The following is a 15908-nucleotide window of genomic DNA, read 5'->3' on the forward strand; positions in this document are numbered from 1 at the left end:
GAACACGCGTGCCCACAAGGCCTACACCCGCCACAAGGCCGTCCAGCGGCCCCTCGTCACCCCCACGGAGGGCCGACGGGGGAGGAAGGAGGCCGAGGGCTGAGCGGCCGTTCCGGCCGCCCGTCCCTCGAACCCAGGACCCACCCGCACGACCGCACGACCCCAACCCAGGACGCCGCCTCGACGAAGCGGTGATGTTCGAAAGGCAACTCCATGATTCGCAAGAAGACCACCGCGGCGGTAGCGCTCACGCTGGCCACCGCGCTCTCCCTCGCCGCCTGCTCCTCCTCCGGGGGCAAGCAGGACACGACGACCGGCGGCAGCAACGCCGGCAAGGCCAACACCCCGCGGATGACGGTCGCGATCATCACCCACCAGGCCCCCGGCGACACCTTCTGGGACATCATCCGCAAGGGCGCCGAGGCCGCCGCCGCCAAGGACAACGTCGACCTCCAGTACTCCAACGACCCGGACGCCACCAAGCAGGCCCAGCTGATCCAGGCCGCCATCGACAAGAAGGTCGACGGCATCGCGGTCACCGACCCGAACACCGGCGCCCTCGGGTCCACCATCAAGGCCGCCGTCGCCGCCGGCATCCCGGTGACGATGTTCAACGCCGGAGCCAACGACGCGCTCGGTCTCGGCGCCATCGGCTACTTCGGTCAGGGCGAGAAAGAGGCCGGCATCGGCGCGGGCAAGAAGATCGTCGACGAGGGCGGCAAGAACCTCCTCTGCGTCATCCAGGAGCAGGGCCAGCAGCAGCTCGAGGACCGCTGTGACGGCGTCAAGGCGGGCGCCCAGGGTGCGAAGGTCCAGCGCCTCTACGTCAACGGCCGCGACGACTCGGCAGTCACGACGTCGATCCAGGCCAAGCTGACCGAGGACAAGAGCGTCGACTTCGTGCTCGCCCTCGGGGCGCCGTTCGCCCTGGATGCCGTCCAGTCCGTCAGCGGGGCCAGCAGCTCGGCGAAGATCGGCACCTTCGACACCAACAAGGAGCTCGTCACCGCCATCAAGGACGGCAAGGTCTCGTTCGCCATCGACCAGCAGCCCTACCTGCAGGGCTACCTCGCGGTCGACGCGTTGTGGCTGTTCAAGACCAACGGCAACACCATCGGTGGCGGCACCAACGTGGCCACTGGCCCCGCCTTCATCGACAAGTCGAACGTCGCCAAGGTGGCGGATTTTGCGGGCAACGGGACCCGGTGACCTGAGATGCCATTGGTCACGACCACACCCGCCGACGACCGGGTCGGCACCCGCTCCGCGGCGTCCACGATCCTGGCGCGTGCGGAGGTGGGCGCCCTCATCGGGGCGATCGCCATCGCCGTCCTCTTCCTCGCGGTGGCCCCCGCTTTCCGCAGCGTCGGGAACATCGGCACCCTCCTGTACGGCTCGTCGACCATCGGCATCATGGCGGTCGTCGTCGCGCTGCTGATGATCGGTGGCGAGTTCGACCTGTCGGCGGGTGTGGCCGTGACGACCTCCGGGCTGATGGCCGCCCACACGGCGTGGTACTTCAGCCTCAACGTGTGGGTCGGTGTCTTCGCCGCCCTCGCCCTCTCCCTCGCCATCGGGGCTTTCAACGGCTGGTTGCTGCACGTCACCGGGCTCCCCAGCTTCCTGGTGACGCTCGGGACGTTCTTCGTGCTCCAGGGAGTCAACCTCGCGATGACCCGGATCATCGCCGGAGGAGTCTCGTCGAACTCGATCAACGACCTCGACGGCTACGCCAGCGCGCAGGCGGTGTTCGCCTCGTCGTTCACCCTCGGCCCGGTCCAGGTCAAGATCCCGGTGGTCTATTGGGTGCTGCTGACGATCGGCGGCGCACTGCTGCTGCTGCGCACGCGGTACGGCAACTGGATCCTCGCCGTCGGTGGTGACTCGGCGGCGGCCCGCGCCGTCGGTGTGCCGGTCGTGGCAACCAAGATCGCGCTGTTCATGGGGGTCGGGTTCGGTGCCTGGCTGCTCGGCATGCACCTGCTCTTCCAGTTCAACAACCTCCAGTCCGGGCAGGGTGTCGGCAACGAGTTCATCTACATCATCGCGGCCGTCATCGGTGGCTGCCTCCTCACCGGGGGCTACGGCTCCGTGGTCGGTGCGTCCGTCGGGGCCCTGATCTTCGGCATGACCCAGCTCGGCATCACCTACGCGGGCTGGAACGTCGACTGGTTCAAGACCTTCCTCGGCGTCATGCTCATCGCCTCGGTGCTGGTCAACATGTACGTCAAGCGGAAGGCGGAAGGCCGATGAGCGCGCTGGAAGACACCACGGCCGAGGTCTCGGACCGCCCCGTCCTCGAGCTCGAGGACTGCGGAAAGAGCTACGGCAACGTCCACGCCCTGCGGGGGGTGAACATCAGCGTCCGCCAGGGCGAGGTCACCTGTGTGCTCGGCGACAACGGCGCCGGCAAGTCGACCCTCATCAAGATCATCGCCGGGCTCCACGAGTACACCGAGGGCTCGATGAAGCTCAACGGCATCGTGCTCCGGTTCAACAGCCCGCGCATCGCGCAGGCCTTGGGCATCGCGACGGTGTACCAGGACCTCGCCCTCGCCCCGCTAATGGCGGTCTGGCGGAACTTCTTCCTCGGCAACGAGGTCCGCAAGGGGCCCTTCCTCGACATCCCCGAGATGAAGCGGGTCGCCGGGGAGGAGCTCACGAAGATGGGGATCGAGATCCCCGACCTCGACCGGCCCGTCGGCAGCCTCTCCGGCGGCCAGCGGCAGGTCATCGCCATCGCCCGGGCCATCTACTTCGGCGCGAAGGTCATCATCCTCGACGAGCCGACGGCGGCCTTGGGCGTCAAGCAGTCCGGTGTGGTCCTCAAGTACATCGTCAAGGCGCGGGACGCCGGGCTCGGGGTCATCTTCATCACCCACAACCCGCACCACGCGTACCTCGTCGGCAACCACTTCGTCATCCTTAAGCTCGGCCGCGTCGTGCTCGACGCGCACCGCGACGACCTGACCCTCGAGCAGCTGACAGGCGAGATGGCCGGCGGCCAGGAGCTCGACGAGCTGAGCCACGAGCTCCAGGGCGCCGACCCCAGCAAGGTCGCGGAGGCGCACGAGGTCGCGCACGGAAAGGTCTTCGACGACGACACCAGCCCCGAACCCGCCCCGGAGGTGAAGGAGAGGCAGTGAGCGACTCGGACCTTGGCGTCGGGATCGTCGGTGTCGGCATGGTGGGCGCCGACCACGCCGAGCGGGTGGCCCACCGCGTCTCCGACGGTGTGCTCGACCTCGCTTCGACGGAGCTCGTCGGTGACGTCGTCGCAAACGCGAAACGGGCCTGGGCGCAGGAGTGGGGCAGCATCTCGCTCACCAAGCGCACCCAGTCGCTCTTCCGGTTCCGCGAGCTGCTCAACGAGCGCAAGGAGGAGATCGCGGCCCTCATCACCGCCGAGCACGGCAAGGTCCTGCCCTCCGTGAGGTGACCCGCGGCCTCGAGGTCGCCGAGTTCGCCTGCGGCATCCCGCAGCTCCTCAAGGGGTGGTTTCACCGAGAACGCCTCCACGAAGGTCGACGTCTACTCGATCCGGCAGAGCCTCGGTGTCGTCGCCCTCATCGGCCCGTTCAACTTCCCGGCGATGGTGCCGCTGTGGTTCATCCCGGATGGCCATCGCGACGGGCAACTCGGTGATCCTCAAGCCCTCCGAGAAGGACCCGTCGGCAGCCATCGCGATCGCCAGGCTGCGGACCGAGGCCGGCCTTCCCGACGGCGTCATGACCGTCCTCAACGGTGACAAGGAGTCCGTCGACGCACTCCTCGCCCACCCCGACGTCAAAGCGGTGTCCTTCGTCGGATCGACCCCGATCGCGAAGTACGTCTACGAGAGGGGCTCGGCGAACGGGAAGGGGGTCCAGACCCTCGGCGGGGCCAAGAACCACGTGATCGTGCTGCCGGACGCCGACCTCGACCTCGCGGCGGACGCGGCCATCAACGCTGGATTCGGGTCCGCTGGTGAGCGCTGCATGGCGATCTCGGCCCTGGTCGCTGTCGAGCCGATCGCGGACGAGCTCATCGAGAAGATCAAGGACCGGATGGGCAAGCTCGTCAACGGTGACGGCACTCGCGGCTCCGAAATGGGCCCGCTCGTGACCCAGCAGCACCGAGACAAGGTGGCGTCCTACCTCGACTCCGGTGTCGCAGACGGGGCCACGCTCGGCGTCGACGGCCGCGAGGGTGACGTCGACGCGGACGGCGAGGGCTACTTCCTCCGGCCGACGTTCTTCGACCACGTCACGAGCGAGATGTCGGTCTGAACTGACGAGATCTTCGGCCCGGTGCTCTCCGTGGCGCGGGCCAGGACCTACGACGAGGCCCTGGCGTTCATCAACGCCAACCCCTACGGCAACGGCACCGCGATCTTCACCAACGACGGGGGCGCCGCCCGGCGCTTTCAGAGCGAGGTGGAGGTCGGCATGGTCGGCATCAACGTGCCGATCCCCGTCCCGATGCCCTACTACTCCTTCGGTGGCTGGAAGCACAGCCTCTTCGGTGACACCCACGCCCACGGCATGGAGGGCGTGCACTTCTTCACCCGCGGCAAGGTCGTCACCAGCCGCTGGCTCGACCCGAGCCACGGCGGCATCGAGCTGGGCTTCCCCCGGAACACCTGAGCCCTTTCCGCCCCATGGGGCAAACGGGGGGTTCGCAAGTGTCGTCATCCCTTGCGAACCCCCCGTTGCCCTTGCCCAGAGCGCCCGTACCCGACCCGGGCGGGTCGCGCGATCGGTCGTGGCGACACGGGTCACCCCTCAGGGGGCGGGCGTGATGACGTCGCGGACGAGCTGGTCGAGCTCCTCGTCGGCGCCGAGGAACTGGCGCAGCGTCCTGCGGGTGGCGCCGAAGTCGTCGAACTCGGCCGGCGTCATACCGTCGGGCTCGTAGGCCCGGCGGAAGTCCTCGATGGTCTCCAGGGCGGCGATGGTCTCGGGGTCGACCGGGATGTCGATGCGCGAGGTCGGCTCGATCCCGCTCGCCTGGAACTTCTGCTGCCAGCCGAAGGGCGGGGAGAGCACGAGGTCACCGCCGACCAGCTCGGTCCACTGCAGCTGGTTGCGGTAGGCGGCGGCGAGGACGCGGGCGCGCAGGCCACGCTCCTGGAAGATCCCGTAGGCGCGCTTGACCGCGGCGACCCCTGCCCACTCGAGGTGCTCGGGGTCGATCTCGATCCCGTCGCGCGCGACGACGTGCTTCAGCCAGTCGTCAAGGCGGCCCACCATGATCGTCACGACGGGGCCGATGCCGGACACGTCGAGACCCTCCGCCTCGCGCCGCACGAGCCCCCGCTCGATCGCCTCGCCGGTCGCGAGGGCCTGCGGCACCGAGAAGGAGACGGTGACGTTGATGTTCACCCCGCGGTAGGCCGCCTCCTCGATCGCGACGACACCCACCGACGTCGCAGGGATCTTGACGATGATGTTGGGGGCGAGGGAGGCGAAGTGCTCCGCCTGGTCGGCGAGTGCCATGGCGTCGCGGCGCAGGCGTGGGTCGGTCTGCATCGACAGGCGGCCGTTGCGACCGCCGTGGCGCTCGAACGCGGGCAGGAGAAGCGCGGCGGCCTCGAGGGAGACCTCCTCGACGACCTTCCACCCGATCTCCGACTCCGTGGCGGTGGGAAGGTCGCGGGCGAGCTCCCGGATCCGGCCTTCCCAGCGCTCCTGGTCCGAGCGAATCGCAGCGAGGGCGATGACGGGGTTGCACGTCGCCCCGACGGCGCCCCAGCCGGTCGCGGCGGTCAACTCATCCGGATCCGCACTGTCGTTCCACAGTGCCGTCGGGGTCGTCTGCGTCATCGTGAGCAGCGGCGACTGGGTCGCGGCCACCGCCTTGGCTGCACCGGTCATCTGCGGTCTCCTCCATCGTATGCGAATGTCCTAACATATAGACTAATCTATGCAGCGCGACCTGGGAGAGGATCCGGGCCCGGAGACTGAAGAGCGATGTCGCCCACGCGCGGGTCCACGGCCCCTTTACCTAGGCCATATGCGCGGAGATGGTGTTCCGCGACCACCCGTACCCCAGCGGGTCCGCAGGCTCACCGCGCTCGACGTGCAGGTCGAGATCCGGGACTGGTCCCACCACGACATCGACGCCCTCATCGCGCTGCGCGAGGAGGGGGCGGTGTTCTCCTCGATGACCGGCTACCTGCGTGGCGGGTCGTGGAGCCGGATGCCGTCATCGACCTCCTCGCGACCGCGCAGGAGGCGATCTCCGTGGCTCGGCGCCTCGGCATCCCCCGGCTGAACCTGAACGGGACGGGTCTGGACGGTGACGGGCTGGCGGTCATCCCGGTGGAGCAGGTCACCGGGACGATGTGGTTGGCGGCCCGCGACACCCTTGCCCGGGTCGCCGACCTGGGGGAGCGGCACGGGGTGCAGTTCGTGCTCGAGAACCTCAACCTCGCCGTCGACCGCCCCGGGGTGCCCTTCGCGAGGGCGCAGGACTGCCTGGCCCTCGTCGCATCGGTCGACAACCCGCACCTGCGGATGATGCTCGACATCCACCACGCGCAAATCGGCGAGCGCAACCTCATCGCGCTGTGCCGGGAGGCGCTGCCGTGGGTCGGTGAGATCCAGGTCGCCGACATGCCGGGCCGCTGCGAGCCCGGGACCGGCGAGATCAGCTATGCGGCGGTGGCCCGGGCGCTCGCCGAGATGGGCTATCGGGGGACGATCGGCCTGGAGGCCTTCGCCAGCGGCGACCCGACGGTCGCCGTTGAGGCCTTCCGAAACGCCTTCACCGTGGCCGGCTGACCCACGCCCTTGCCCCGCGCGGTTCCGCGTGCGATGCTTGCTGGACCGTTCCAGCATCCTGATCCTGTCCCACCACCCTTTCATTCCTTGGAGCCCACATGGCATTCGTCGACCGCATTGCTTCCGCCCCCATCTCCTGGGGCATCTGCGAGGTGCCGGGGTGGGGGCAGAGGCTCCCCACCGAGCGTGTGCTCACGGAGATGACCGACCTAGGAATCTCGGCGACCGAGTACGGGGCCCCGGGCTTTCTCCCGACCGAGCCCACCGCCATCCGGGGCGTCCTCGACGGACACGGGATGTCTCTCATCGGCGGGTTCACCCCGCTCGTGCTGCACGACCCGGCACGCCGTCAGGGAGAGCTCGCCCGGGTCCGCGAGGTCGCCGAGCTCTTCAGCCGCTCGGGTGCCTCGACCTTCGTCTCCTGCCCGGTCATGGACGACGACTGGTCGGTGCCTCGCCCGCTGGACCGCGAGGAGCGCGGCCACCTGGTGCGGATGCTCGCCGAGGTCGACACCCTCTGCGAGGACCACGGGCTGCGCCAGGTGCTGCACCCGCACCTGCAGACCGTGGTGGAGACCGCGTCCGACGTGCAGCGGGTGCTGGAGGACTGCGACGTCAAGTGGTGCCTGGACACCGGGCACCTCGCCATCGGCGGCACCGACCCGGTCGAGTTCGCGCGCCAGGCCGCCGACCGGGTCGGACACGTGCACCTCAAGGACGTGCGGATGGATCTCGTGCCACGGATGCTCGACCGCTCGGCCTCGATCATGGAGGGCGTCCAGGCGGGGTTGTTCCCACCGCTGGGGCAGGGGGACCTCGCCCTCGCCGATGTGGTGCTTACCCTGGAGCGGGCCGGTTACGAGGGCTGGTACGTCATCGAGCAGGACACGGCCATCACCGGTGAGATGCCGACGCTCGGCGAAGGCCCCGTCACCGGCGTCGAGACCTCCATGCGCTACCTTCACGACGTCGTGGCGCCGATGCTGGAGCAGGACGCATGACGGCAGGTCCGCTCGACCTGCTGGCCCTCGGGCGGGTGAGCGTCGACCTCTACGCCCAGGAGCCCTACGCCTCCTTCCTTGACCCGCAGACGTTCGTCAAGTCGATCGGGGGAAGCCCCACCAACGTCGCCGTCGCCGGTGCCCGCCTCGGGCTCCGCACGGCCGTGGTGACCGCCGTCGGTGACGACCCGATGGGTGACTACGCGCTGGCCAAGCTCGCTGCCCTCGGGGTGCAGACCTGTTACGTCGCCAGGCAGACGGGCGGCCGCACCCCCGTGGTCCTCGTGGCCCTGGAGGTCCCCGCCGAGCCGACAATCACCTTCCTTCGCGCCCCTGACGCACCCGATACCGCGATCGAGGTGGATGCCGTCGCCGAGCCCGCCCTCGACGCGTGCCGTGTGCTGTGGATGAGTGGGAGCACCCTCGCGGTCGGTCCCACGGCGCGCACCGCGATGCAGTGGATGGTGCGGCGCGCGCGACGCGAGCACACCGTCCTCGACCTCGACCTGCGGCCGACGCTGTGGGCCGATCCGGCGCTGGCAGCCGAGACCGCGGCCAGGGCGATCGGACTCTCGACCGTCGTCGTCGGCAACCGAAGTGAATGCGCCATGGCCCTGGGCACCGCCGAGCCGCACCAGGCGGCCGACGCACTCCTGGCGCGTGGGGTCTCCATCGCCGTCGTCAAGATGGGTGGCGACGGGGTGCTCCTCGCCTCGGCTGACGAGCGCGTGGTGGTCGACCCGATCCGCGTCGAGGTGCGCTGCGGGTCCGGAGCCGGTGACGCCTTCGGAGGAGCCCTCGCGACCGGCCTGGTGCGCGGCTGGTCGCTGTCCAGGATCGGTAGGGTCGCGAACGCCGCCGGCGCCCTGGTGACCTCTCGACTGACCTGCGCCGATGCGATGCCGACCCTTCCCGAGCTGGAGGCCTTCGAGGCGACGACGCCCCAGCCGCGGGTGATCCATCGTGGCTGATCATCTGAAGACCCTGAGTGACAAGGACTTCCAAGCCCTCACCGACGCCCGGGTGCGCGAGCCGGCCCGCTTCCGCCAGGCGCTGCCGAGCCGGCGCCGGCGGCCCCTGGTCGGCGAGGACGGCCGGATGCTGCTGCTCGCCGCCGACCACACCGCGAGGGGCAAGCTGGCGATCGGGTCTGACCCGATGGCCGCCTCGGACCGCCACTCACTCCTCGACCGACTCCTGACCGGCCTCGCGGACCCGAGGGTCGACGGCGTGCTCGGTAGTGCCGACATCCTGGAGGAGCTCGCCCTCCTTGGGGCGCTGGACGGCCGCCTCGCCATCGGCACGATGAACCGCGGGGGCATCGTCGGAGCCCACTGGGAGCTCGACGACCGGGTCACCGCCTACGACGTCGAGCACGTCCTGTCCCTCGGGCTGGACGGCGGCAAGACCCTGCTCCGCATCGAGCCGACCGACCGCGGCGTCCCCCGCACCCTAGAGATGGTCGCTCGGATCACAACGGCCCTGGCGGATGCCGGGACGATGGCCCTCATCGAGCCGCTGCCCTACCGCACGCGACCCGACGGTGGTGTCGAGCTCGACCCCTCCGAAGACGCGTTGATCCGCACTGTCGCCATCGCGAGCGGTCTTGGCTCGTCGTCGGCGCACACCTGGCTGAAGATCCCGGCCTCCACTAACCCGGCCCGCGTCGCAGCCGCGACGACCTGCCCCATCCTGCTCCTGGGCGGGGACGCCGGCCGCGACCATGACCGAGTCTTCGACGGGTGGGAGCGCGCCCTGGAGGTGCACAACATCCGCGGCCTGGTGCCCGGACGCGCGCTGCTCTACCCCCAGGCCCTCAGCGTCAACGACGCCGTGGACCGCGCTGCCAGTCTCGTCCACCCTTCCGTCGTACCGACCCTCGAGGAGACCCCATCATGAGCAACCACCACCGCGCCGGAGCCCTGGCGACCCAGGACGCCCTGGTCACCGTGACCCCTGAAGGGGCCGGGTGGGACTACAGCGGGCTCGAGGTGTTCGACCTCGCGAGCCGGCCGGTCCGTCGTGCCCTCGACGGCATCGAGGGCGTCCTCGTGCCGCTCTCGGCCACCGACGTCGAGGTCTCGGTAGACGGCGAGACCCACACCCTCGCGGGTCGGACCGGGGTCTTCGAGGCGGTGTCCGACTGGATCTACCTACCGCTCGGGTCGACGATCACAATTAGCGGGGATGCCGGTGAGGTCGCCCTGTGCACCGCCCGGGCCACCGAGCGCTTCCCGCTGTGCGTGACACCGGCGCAGGAGGTGTCCGTCGAGGTCCGTGGCGGTGGTCGCGCCTCCCGCCAGGTCACAAACATCGCCACCCCGGACTCCTTCACCGGCGCCGACCGGATCAACGTCTGCGAGGTGCTGACGCCCGGAGGCAACGTGTCCTCGTGGCCGCCCCACCGGCACGACGGCATCGGTGACTGCGCGCCGACCAACGAGGAGATCTACTACTTCCGGATTGGTCGCCTCGACGCGCCGCACGGGCACCCCCACGGGCAGGGCCTCTTTCGGGTCTACACGGTTGACGGATCCTCCGACGAGACGGTCACGGTGTTCGACGGTGACGTGCACATCGTCGCCGCTGGCTACCACGGGCCCTCGACGGCGCAGCCTGAGTACCCGATGTACTTCCTCAACGTGCTCGCGGGGCCGGGTGCCGAGCGCACCATGGCGTTCTGCGACGACCCCGACCACCACTGGATCCGCGAGACGTGGGAGCAGCAGGGCCAGGACCCCCGCCTGCCGATGACCTCCGCCGCTGGCCGGGTGGCCCGATGAAGCCGAAGATCCGCATCGCCGTGCTCGGATTGGGCTGGATGGGTCAGGCGCACTCCCGCTCCGCGCGACGCATCCCTGGGCATTTCCCGGACCGCTCCTACGACCCGCGCCTCGTCGTGTGCGCCGACCCCGTGGAGAACCGTCGACGCCAGGCCGTGGAGGACTTCGGGTTCGAGCGCGCAGTGGCGGACTGGCGTGAGGCCGCCACCGCCCCGGACGTCGACGCGGTGTGGGTGACTGCGCCCAACATGATGCACCTGCCGATGATCGAGGCAGCGGCCGCGGCCGGGAAGGCCGTCTTCAGCGAGAAGCCGATCGGCGGCAAGCCGGAGCACGCGGTGACAGCCCTCAGGCATGCGACCGCGGCCGGCGTGGCCACCGGCGTGGGCTACTGCTACCTGTGGTCACCCCTCGTGCTGCACGCCCGGGACCTCATCGCCAGCGGCGCCCTCGGCGAGATCACACACTACCGCGGCCGATTCCTCTCGATGTACGGCAGCGACCCCATGGGCCTGCTCACCTGGCGCTTCTTCATGGAGCAGGCGGGCTACGGAGTCACCAGTGACATCCTCAGCCACTCGGTCGCCATGGCCCAGTTCCTTCTCGGTCCCGTCATCGAAGTGGTGGGGATGGCCAACACGACGGTCCCCCGCAGGCCGATCCCCACCGGGGCGGCCAGCCATTACGGCGTCGGCCGCCCGGAGGACCCGACGGGCGCAGTCGAGAACGAGGACTTCGCCTCGATGCTGTGCCGCTTCGAGGGTGGGGCCACCGGGACCTTCGAGGCCAGCCGCACAGTCGTCGGACCGGAGAGCCAGAACGCCTTCGAGGTCTACGGCACCAAGGGCTCGCTGGCCTGGAACCACGAGCAGATCAACGAGCTCCAGTACTACGCGGTCACGGACTCCCCGAACTCCGGCTACACCACGATCTTCGGCGGTGAGCGATTCCCGTTCCACGGTGCGTTCGTGCCCGGGCAGGCCAACAGCATCGGATTCGAGGACCTCATCACGATCCAGGACCACGCCTTCCTCGAGTCGTTGGCAGCGGGAAGCCGGTTCAGCCCCGGGTTCTCCGAGGCGGTGGACGTCGTGAGCGTCCAGCGGGCCCTCATCGACTCGTGGGAGACCCGCGGCTGGCAGACTGTCCAAAACATGAGGGAGAGCCCCCGATGACCACCGTGCGCATCACCACCGCAGAGGCGCTCGTGCGTTACCTCGTCGCCCAGCGCACGGAGGTCGACGGCCGCGAGGTTCCCCTCTATCCCGGCGTGCTCGCGATCTTCGGCCACGGCAACGTGACGAGCCTCGGCCATGCCCTCGAGCAGCACCGCGACGAGATCCCCGTCTGGCGGGGCCAGACCGAGGAGGGCATGGGCCTGGCTGCGGTGGCCTTCGGCAAGGCGACCCGGCGGCGCCAGGTCATGGTCTGCACGAGCTCGATTGGGCCCGGGGCGACCAACATGGTCACCGCTGCGGGTGTCGCCATGGCGAACCGGCTCCCGGCGCTCTTCATCTCCGGAGACGCCTTCACCTCCCGCCTTCCGGACCCGGTGCTCCAGCAGGTGGAGCACTTTGGCGACCCCACGACGACCGTCAACGACAGCTTCCGGCCGGTGGTCCGCTACTGGGACCGGATCAGCCACCCTGCGCAGCTCCTCACCTCGCTGCCGCAGGTGACTCGCACCCTGCTGGACCCCGCCGACTGCGGCCCGGTCTTCCTCGGGCTGCCCCAGGACGTGGCGGCGACCGCCTACGACTACCCGGAGGGCTTCTTCGAGCCGGTCGTGCACCGGGTGCCTCGCCCTCGGGCCGACCGTGAGGAGCTCGTGGCGGCCGCCGCCGCATTGCGTGCCGCCGAACGTCCCGTGCTGATCGCCGGCGGTGGCGTCCACTACTCACTTGCAGAGGCCGAGCTGGCGGACTTCGCGCAGCGGCACGGCATCCCGGTGGTGGAGACCGTGGCCGGCAAGTCCTCCCTAGTCGCCGACCACCCGCGGTATGCCGGGCCGGTCGGGGTCACGGGTGCCCCCGAGCCCAACGAGGCGTGCGCGGCCGCAGACGTGGTGCTCGCCGTGGGGACCCGGCTCAACGACTTCGTTACCGGGTCATGGACCCTCTTCGACGACCGCGCCCGCATCGTGGCCCTCAACACGGCGCGCTTCGACGCCAGTAAGCACCTTGCGACCCCGGTGGTGGGCGATGCCCGCGAGAGCCTTATGGAGCTGTCCGCGTTGCTCGGCGATTGGTCTGCGCCCCAGGAGTGGACCGACCACGGCACGGCGCTGCAGCACCGGCTCCTGGAGTTCGTCGCCGGCCGGGTCGCGGACGACGGCGGGCTCCCCCTCAGCTACGCCCAGATCGTCGGTGCGGTGCACCGTCGGGCGCGGGCCGAGGACTATGTCGTGGCGGCGGCCGGCGGTCTCCCGGGCGAGGTCAACGTCAACTGGCTGAGCAGGTCGGTGGCGAGCTTCGATTGTGAGTACGGCTTCTCCTGCATGGGATACGAGATCGCTGGGGCTTGGGGCGCGGCCTTCGCCCGCGAGCAGGACGGGGGTGAGGTGTTCGCGCTCGTCGGCGACGGCTCCTACCTCATGCTCAACAGCGAGATCTACTCCTCGGTCCTCTCCGGCAAGAAGATGGTCGTCATCGTCTGTGACAACGGCGGGTTCGCGGTCATCGAGCGACTCCAGAAGAGCCAGGGGGGTAACTCCTACAACAACATGCTTCGCGACTCCACCGGGCCCGGCTCGGACGTCAGGGTCGACTTCGTTGCGCACGCGGCCTCATTGGGTGCCCACGCGACGAGGGCGGGCTCGATCGCCGAGCTCGAGGCAGCGGTCGACGCCGCGCGCAGCCACGACCGCACCAGCGTCATCGTCGTCGACGTGCGCGAGTCCGACTGGACCGAGGGCGGGCTGTTCTGGCAGGTGGGCGTGCCCGAGGTCAGCGAGCTCGACACGGTGCGCGAGGCGCGGACCGTGCACGAGGCGGGCATAGCGACCCAACGTCGCGGCGTGTGATGGTGGCCAGGGGGGCGGCGGAGACCCGGCAGGCGGGGCACGTGGCCCGTCCCACGATCCGCGACGTGGCCGCGCGGGCCGGTGTCTCCAAGTCCTTGGTGTCCCTGGCCCTGCAGAACGCACCACGGGTCGCGCCGGGGACGCGCGAGGCGATCCTCGCCGCCGCCGAGGAGCTGGGGTACCGGCGCAACGCCGCTGCCCACGCGCTGGGCGCGCACCGAACGCGCACCATCGGCGTGTTCGTCCTCGACCTGCACAACCCCATCACCGCCGACGTGCTCGATGCGGTGCAGGCAGAGGCGAGGCGACGTGACTACCGGACCATCGTCGTCGTCGGTGGCGAGGACGCTGCCGCCGAGCGGGCCGAGCTCGAGAAGCTCCTCGAGTTCCGGGTCGAGGGGATCATCGCCGTGGGTCACCGTCTGCCCGACGGCGCGGACCAGGCGTTCACGACCGACTGCCCCGCGGTGATCATCGGGAGCGAGCACCACGGCATCCCCCACCTGGCGTCGATGAGCAACGACGACGTCCTGGGCGCGGGGCTCGCGGTCGACCACCTCGTCTCGCTCGGCCACGAACGGATCGCCTTCGTCGCCGGTGGGTCCAATGCGGTCGCCCGGGACCGGCGTCGTGGCTACCGCGAGGCGATGCACCGGCACGGTTTGGGGAAGGCCGCGGTCGTTGTGGCGGGGTCGTTCACCGAGGACGGGGGCTATCGCGGTGCGGCGGAGGCGCTCGCGCTCGCGGAGCGACCGACCGCCCTTTTCGTCGTCAACGACCTCGCGGCGATGGGGGCGATGGCGGCGGTGGCCGACCGTGGACTGTCCGTGCCGGAGGACGTCTCTGTCGTGGGCTACGACGGCACCCGCCTGGCCGGCATCAGGCCGATCGGCCTGACCACGGTGGCCCAGCCCCTCCAGGAGCTGGGCACCCGGGCGGCCGCACACCTATGCGGACAGCTCGACGGGGAAGTGGCCGGGGCGCCGGAGACACGGCTCGCGCCCTCGCTGATCGCGCGGCGGACGACCGCGCTCGCCAGTCGAGAGTAGAGAACACGCCGCGTGGGGCGAGCCAAAGACGACGTGTTCTCTGCTCTCGACCGGGTGGTCGGGGTGGCTGGGCCTAGCGGGCGACCTCGTCGATCCGCACCGGTCGTCCCTCGGTGGCCGAGCGGGTGGCGGCCTCGGCGATCCAGGCCGTGCCCATGGCGTCCTCGATGGTGCACGGCGACGGGGTCTCGCCGGCGACGACCTCGCAGAACGTCGCGAGCTCGCGGCGGAAGGCCTCGGCGAGGCGGTCCATGAAGAAGGTGTGCGGGGGCCCTGCCGGCCAGGTGATCCCCGGCTGCGTCGACCGCAGCGGCAGGCCCTCGTCGAGTCCGGCAGCGACGGCATCGTGCACACCGTGCACCTCGAGGCGCACGTCGTAGCCACGGGCGTTGGTGCGGGTGTTCGACACGACCCCGATCGTGCCGTCGTCGAGCGTGATGAGCACTGACACGGTCGACCAGTCGCCGTTGTCGGCGTAGAGGTCTGTGGGGGCGTTGGGGTCGACCGAGCCGACGGCGTAGACCTCGACCGCCTCGCGCCCGGTGACCCAGCGGACTGCGTCGAAGTCGTGGACCGAGCAGTCGCGGAAGATCCCGCCCGAGCCGGCGAGGTACGCCGCCGGCGGCGGGGCCGGGTCCAACGTCGTCGAGCGGACCGTGTGGACGCGTCCGAGCTGACCGGCGCGCACGGCATCGCGAGCTGCCACGAATGCCGGGTCGAACCGGCGGGGGTAGCCGATCTGGACCGGCACGTCGGAGCCGACGAGGCGGTCGCGCACGGCCACGGCCTCGGCCGCGGACCCGGCGATCGGCTTCTCGCAGAACGTCGGGATGCCGCGGCCCACGGAGGCGAGCAGCAACTCGGCGTGGGCGGCGGTGGTGGCCGCAATGACGACACCGTCGACGCCGGCGTCGAGCAGCGCCCTGGGTGAGGCGGCACGCGTGGCTTTGCCGATCCGGTCAGTGACTGCCTCGACTGCGGCATCCACCGGGTCGGTGACGACGAGCTCGTCGACGTGGTTGAGGGCAGCGAGGGTGTCGGCGTGGAAGGCACCGATCCGGCCGAGGCCGATGAGTCCGATACGCATCAGTCGTGACATCCTTCCGTTGCTCGGGCAGTGGGCGGGTGGGTGCCCATCCTTGTGTGACTGAACTATGCTGTCAACTGAATGTCCTGACATGGACCGAGTGAGGCGGCTCAGGGGCGCAACAACTCAGTGGCTCAGCTTGGCGTGCGCCACGGCATCCAGGCGGGTGCCCAGGTTCTCGGGGTCCAGGGCGACCTCTAGG

General features: G+C 70.0%; 14 protein-coding genes and 2 pseudogenes. 14 read left to right on the forward strand and 2 right to left on the reverse strand.

Features of this window, described 5'->3' with window-relative positions:
- Nucleotides 1–213: 213 nt before the first annotated feature.
- The 5 genes and pseudogenes from ACLL9L_RS00980 (at nt 214) to ACLL9L_RS01000 (ending at nt 4625) form a co-directional block, all read left to right on the forward strand.
- The gene (locus tag ACLL9L_RS00980) at nt 214–1209 is read left to right on the forward strand and encodes a substrate-binding domain-containing protein (protein ID WP_411282772.1); all 996 of its coding nucleotides are present in this window, start codon (nt 214–216) and stop codon (nt 1207–1209) included.
- 6 nt (nt 1210–1215) lie between these two features.
- Nucleotides 1216–2253, forward strand: a complete 1038-nt coding sequence (locus ACLL9L_RS00985) for an ABC transporter permease (protein ID WP_411282773.1) — start codon at nt 1216–1218, stop codon at nt 2251–2253.
- Nucleotides 2250–3146, forward strand: coding sequence for an ATP-binding cassette domain-containing protein (locus ACLL9L_RS00990; RefSeq protein WP_411282774.1), 897 nt, complete (start codon nt 2250–2252; stop codon nt 3144–3146). The genes ACLL9L_RS00985 and ACLL9L_RS00990 overlap by 4 nt, the downstream gene beginning before the upstream one ends.
- A 38-nt stretch (nt 3147–3184) precedes the next feature.
- Nucleotides 3185–3748 (forward strand): annotated as a pseudogene (locus tag ACLL9L_RS00995) (aldehyde dehydrogenase family protein).
- Nucleotides 3642–4625: pseudogene (locus ACLL9L_RS01000) on the forward strand (aldehyde dehydrogenase family protein). The pseudogenes ACLL9L_RS00995 and ACLL9L_RS01000 overlap by 107 nt, the downstream one beginning before the upstream one ends.
- Nucleotides 4626–4763: 138 nt before the next feature.
- Here the strand turns inward: ACLL9L_RS01000 and ACLL9L_RS01005 are convergent.
- Nucleotides 4764–5855, reverse strand: a complete 1092-nt coding sequence (locus ACLL9L_RS01005) for a transaldolase family protein (RefSeq protein WP_411282775.1) — start codon at nt 5853–5855, stop codon at nt 4764–4766.
- Between the two features lie 205 nt (nt 5856–6060).
- Between ACLL9L_RS01005 and ACLL9L_RS01010 the strand changes: the two genes are divergently transcribed.
- The 9 genes from ACLL9L_RS01010 (at nt 6061) to ACLL9L_RS01050 (ending at nt 14619) form a co-directional block, all read left to right on the forward strand.
- Entirely contained in the window at nt 6061–6255 is a 195-nt protein-coding gene (locus ACLL9L_RS01010) for a hypothetical protein (RefSeq protein ID WP_411282776.1), read from the forward strand.
- Entirely contained in the window at nt 6225–6764 is a 540-nt protein-coding gene (locus ACLL9L_RS01015) for a TIM barrel protein (RefSeq protein WP_411282777.1), read from the forward strand. Before ACLL9L_RS01010 ends, ACLL9L_RS01015 begins: the two co-directional genes overlap by 31 nt.
- A gap of 98 nt (nt 6765–6862) precedes the next feature.
- The gene (locus tag ACLL9L_RS01020; RefSeq protein WP_411282778.1) at nt 6863–7765 is read left to right on the forward strand and encodes a TIM barrel protein; all 903 of its coding nucleotides are present in this window, start codon (nt 6863–6865) and stop codon (nt 7763–7765) included.
- On the forward strand, nt 7762–8736 hold the full coding sequence (locus tag ACLL9L_RS01025) for a PfkB family carbohydrate kinase (protein WP_411282779.1): 975 nt from the start codon (nt 7762–7764) through the stop codon (nt 8734–8736). The genes ACLL9L_RS01020 and ACLL9L_RS01025 overlap by 4 nt, the downstream gene beginning before the upstream one ends.
- Nucleotides 8729–9664, forward strand: a complete 936-nt coding sequence (locus ACLL9L_RS01030) for a deoxyribose-phosphate aldolase (protein WP_411282780.1) — start codon at nt 8729–8731, stop codon at nt 9662–9664. The genes ACLL9L_RS01025 and ACLL9L_RS01030 overlap by 8 nt, the downstream gene beginning before the upstream one ends.
- The gene (iolB, locus tag ACLL9L_RS01035) at nt 9661–10548 is read left to right on the forward strand and encodes a 5-deoxy-glucuronate isomerase (RefSeq protein ID WP_411282781.1); all 888 of its coding nucleotides are present in this window, start codon (nt 9661–9663) and stop codon (nt 10546–10548) included. Before ACLL9L_RS01030 ends, iolB begins: the two co-directional genes overlap by 4 nt.
- Nucleotides 10545–11723 carry a Gfo/Idh/MocA family protein gene (locus tag ACLL9L_RS01040; RefSeq protein ID WP_411282782.1) on the forward strand — a complete coding sequence of 393 codons (1179 nt, stop codon included), beginning with the start codon at nt 10545–10547 and terminating at the stop codon, nt 11721–11723. Before iolB ends, ACLL9L_RS01040 begins: the two co-directional genes overlap by 4 nt.
- The gene (iolD, locus tag ACLL9L_RS01045) at nt 11720–13570 is read left to right on the forward strand and encodes a 3D-(3,5/4)-trihydroxycyclohexane-1,2-dione acylhydrolase (decyclizing) (protein WP_411282783.1); all 1851 of its coding nucleotides are present in this window, start codon (nt 11720–11722) and stop codon (nt 13568–13570) included. The genes ACLL9L_RS01040 and iolD overlap by 4 nt, the downstream gene beginning before the upstream one ends.
- Nucleotides 13571–13611: 41 nt before the next feature.
- Nucleotides 13612–14619, forward strand: a complete 1008-nt coding sequence (locus ACLL9L_RS01050; RefSeq protein WP_411282784.1) for a LacI family DNA-binding transcriptional regulator — start codon at nt 13612–13614, stop codon at nt 14617–14619.
- 73 nt (nt 14620–14692) lie between these two features.
- Here ACLL9L_RS01050 and ACLL9L_RS01055 read toward each other — a convergent pair whose 3' ends face one another.
- Nucleotides 14693–15706: a Gfo/Idh/MocA family oxidoreductase gene (locus ACLL9L_RS01055; RefSeq protein ID WP_411282785.1), complete on the reverse strand. Its 1014-nt coding sequence runs from the start codon at nt 15704–15706 to the stop codon at nt 14693–14695.
- Between the last annotated feature and the right edge of the window lie 202 nt (nt 15707–15908).

It is taken from the genome of Lapillicoccus sp. (genome assembly GCF_046595215.1).
Classification (GTDB): Bacteria; Actinomycetota; Actinomycetes; order Actinomycetales; family Dermatophilaceae; genus Lapillicoccus.

What these genes read in the sequence shown, in the direction of transcription:
- ACLL9L_RS00990 (WP_411282774.1), top strand. Translation starts at nt 2,250, where the DNA reads ATGAGCGCGCTGGAAGACACCACGGCCGAGGTCTCGGACCGCCCCGTC.
- ACLL9L_RS00985 (WP_411282773.1), top strand. Translation starts at nt 1,216, where the DNA reads ATGCCATTGGTCACGACCACACCCGCCGACGACCGGGTCGGCACCCGC.
- ACLL9L_RS01040 (WP_411282782.1), top strand. Translation starts at nt 10,545, where the DNA reads ATGAAGCCGAAGATCCGCATCGCCGTGCTCGGATTGGGCTGGATGGGT.
- iolD (WP_411282783.1), top strand. Translation starts at nt 11,720, where the DNA reads ATGACCACCGTGCGCATCACCACCGCAGAGGCGCTCGTGCGTTACCTC.
- ACLL9L_RS01020 (WP_411282778.1), top strand. Translation starts at nt 6,863, where the DNA reads ATGGCATTCGTCGACCGCATTGCTTCCGCCCCCATCTCCTGGGGCATC.
- ACLL9L_RS01005 (WP_411282775.1), bottom strand. Translation starts at nt 5,855, where the DNA reads ATGACCGGTGCAGCCAAGGCGGTGGCCGCGACCCAGTCGCCGCTGCTC.
- ACLL9L_RS01025 (WP_411282779.1), top strand. Translation starts at nt 7,762, where the DNA reads ATGACGGCAGGTCCGCTCGACCTGCTGGCCCTCGGGCGGGTGAGCGTC.
- iolB (WP_411282781.1), top strand. Translation starts at nt 9,661, where the DNA reads ATGAGCAACCACCACCGCGCCGGAGCCCTGGCGACCCAGGACGCCCTG.
- ACLL9L_RS00980 (WP_411282772.1), top strand. Translation starts at nt 214, where the DNA reads ATGATTCGCAAGAAGACCACCGCGGCGGTAGCGCTCACGCTGGCCACC.
- ACLL9L_RS01055 (WP_411282785.1), bottom strand. Translation starts at nt 15,706, where the DNA reads ATGCGTATCGGACTCATCGGCCTCGGCCGGATCGGTGCCTTCCACGCC.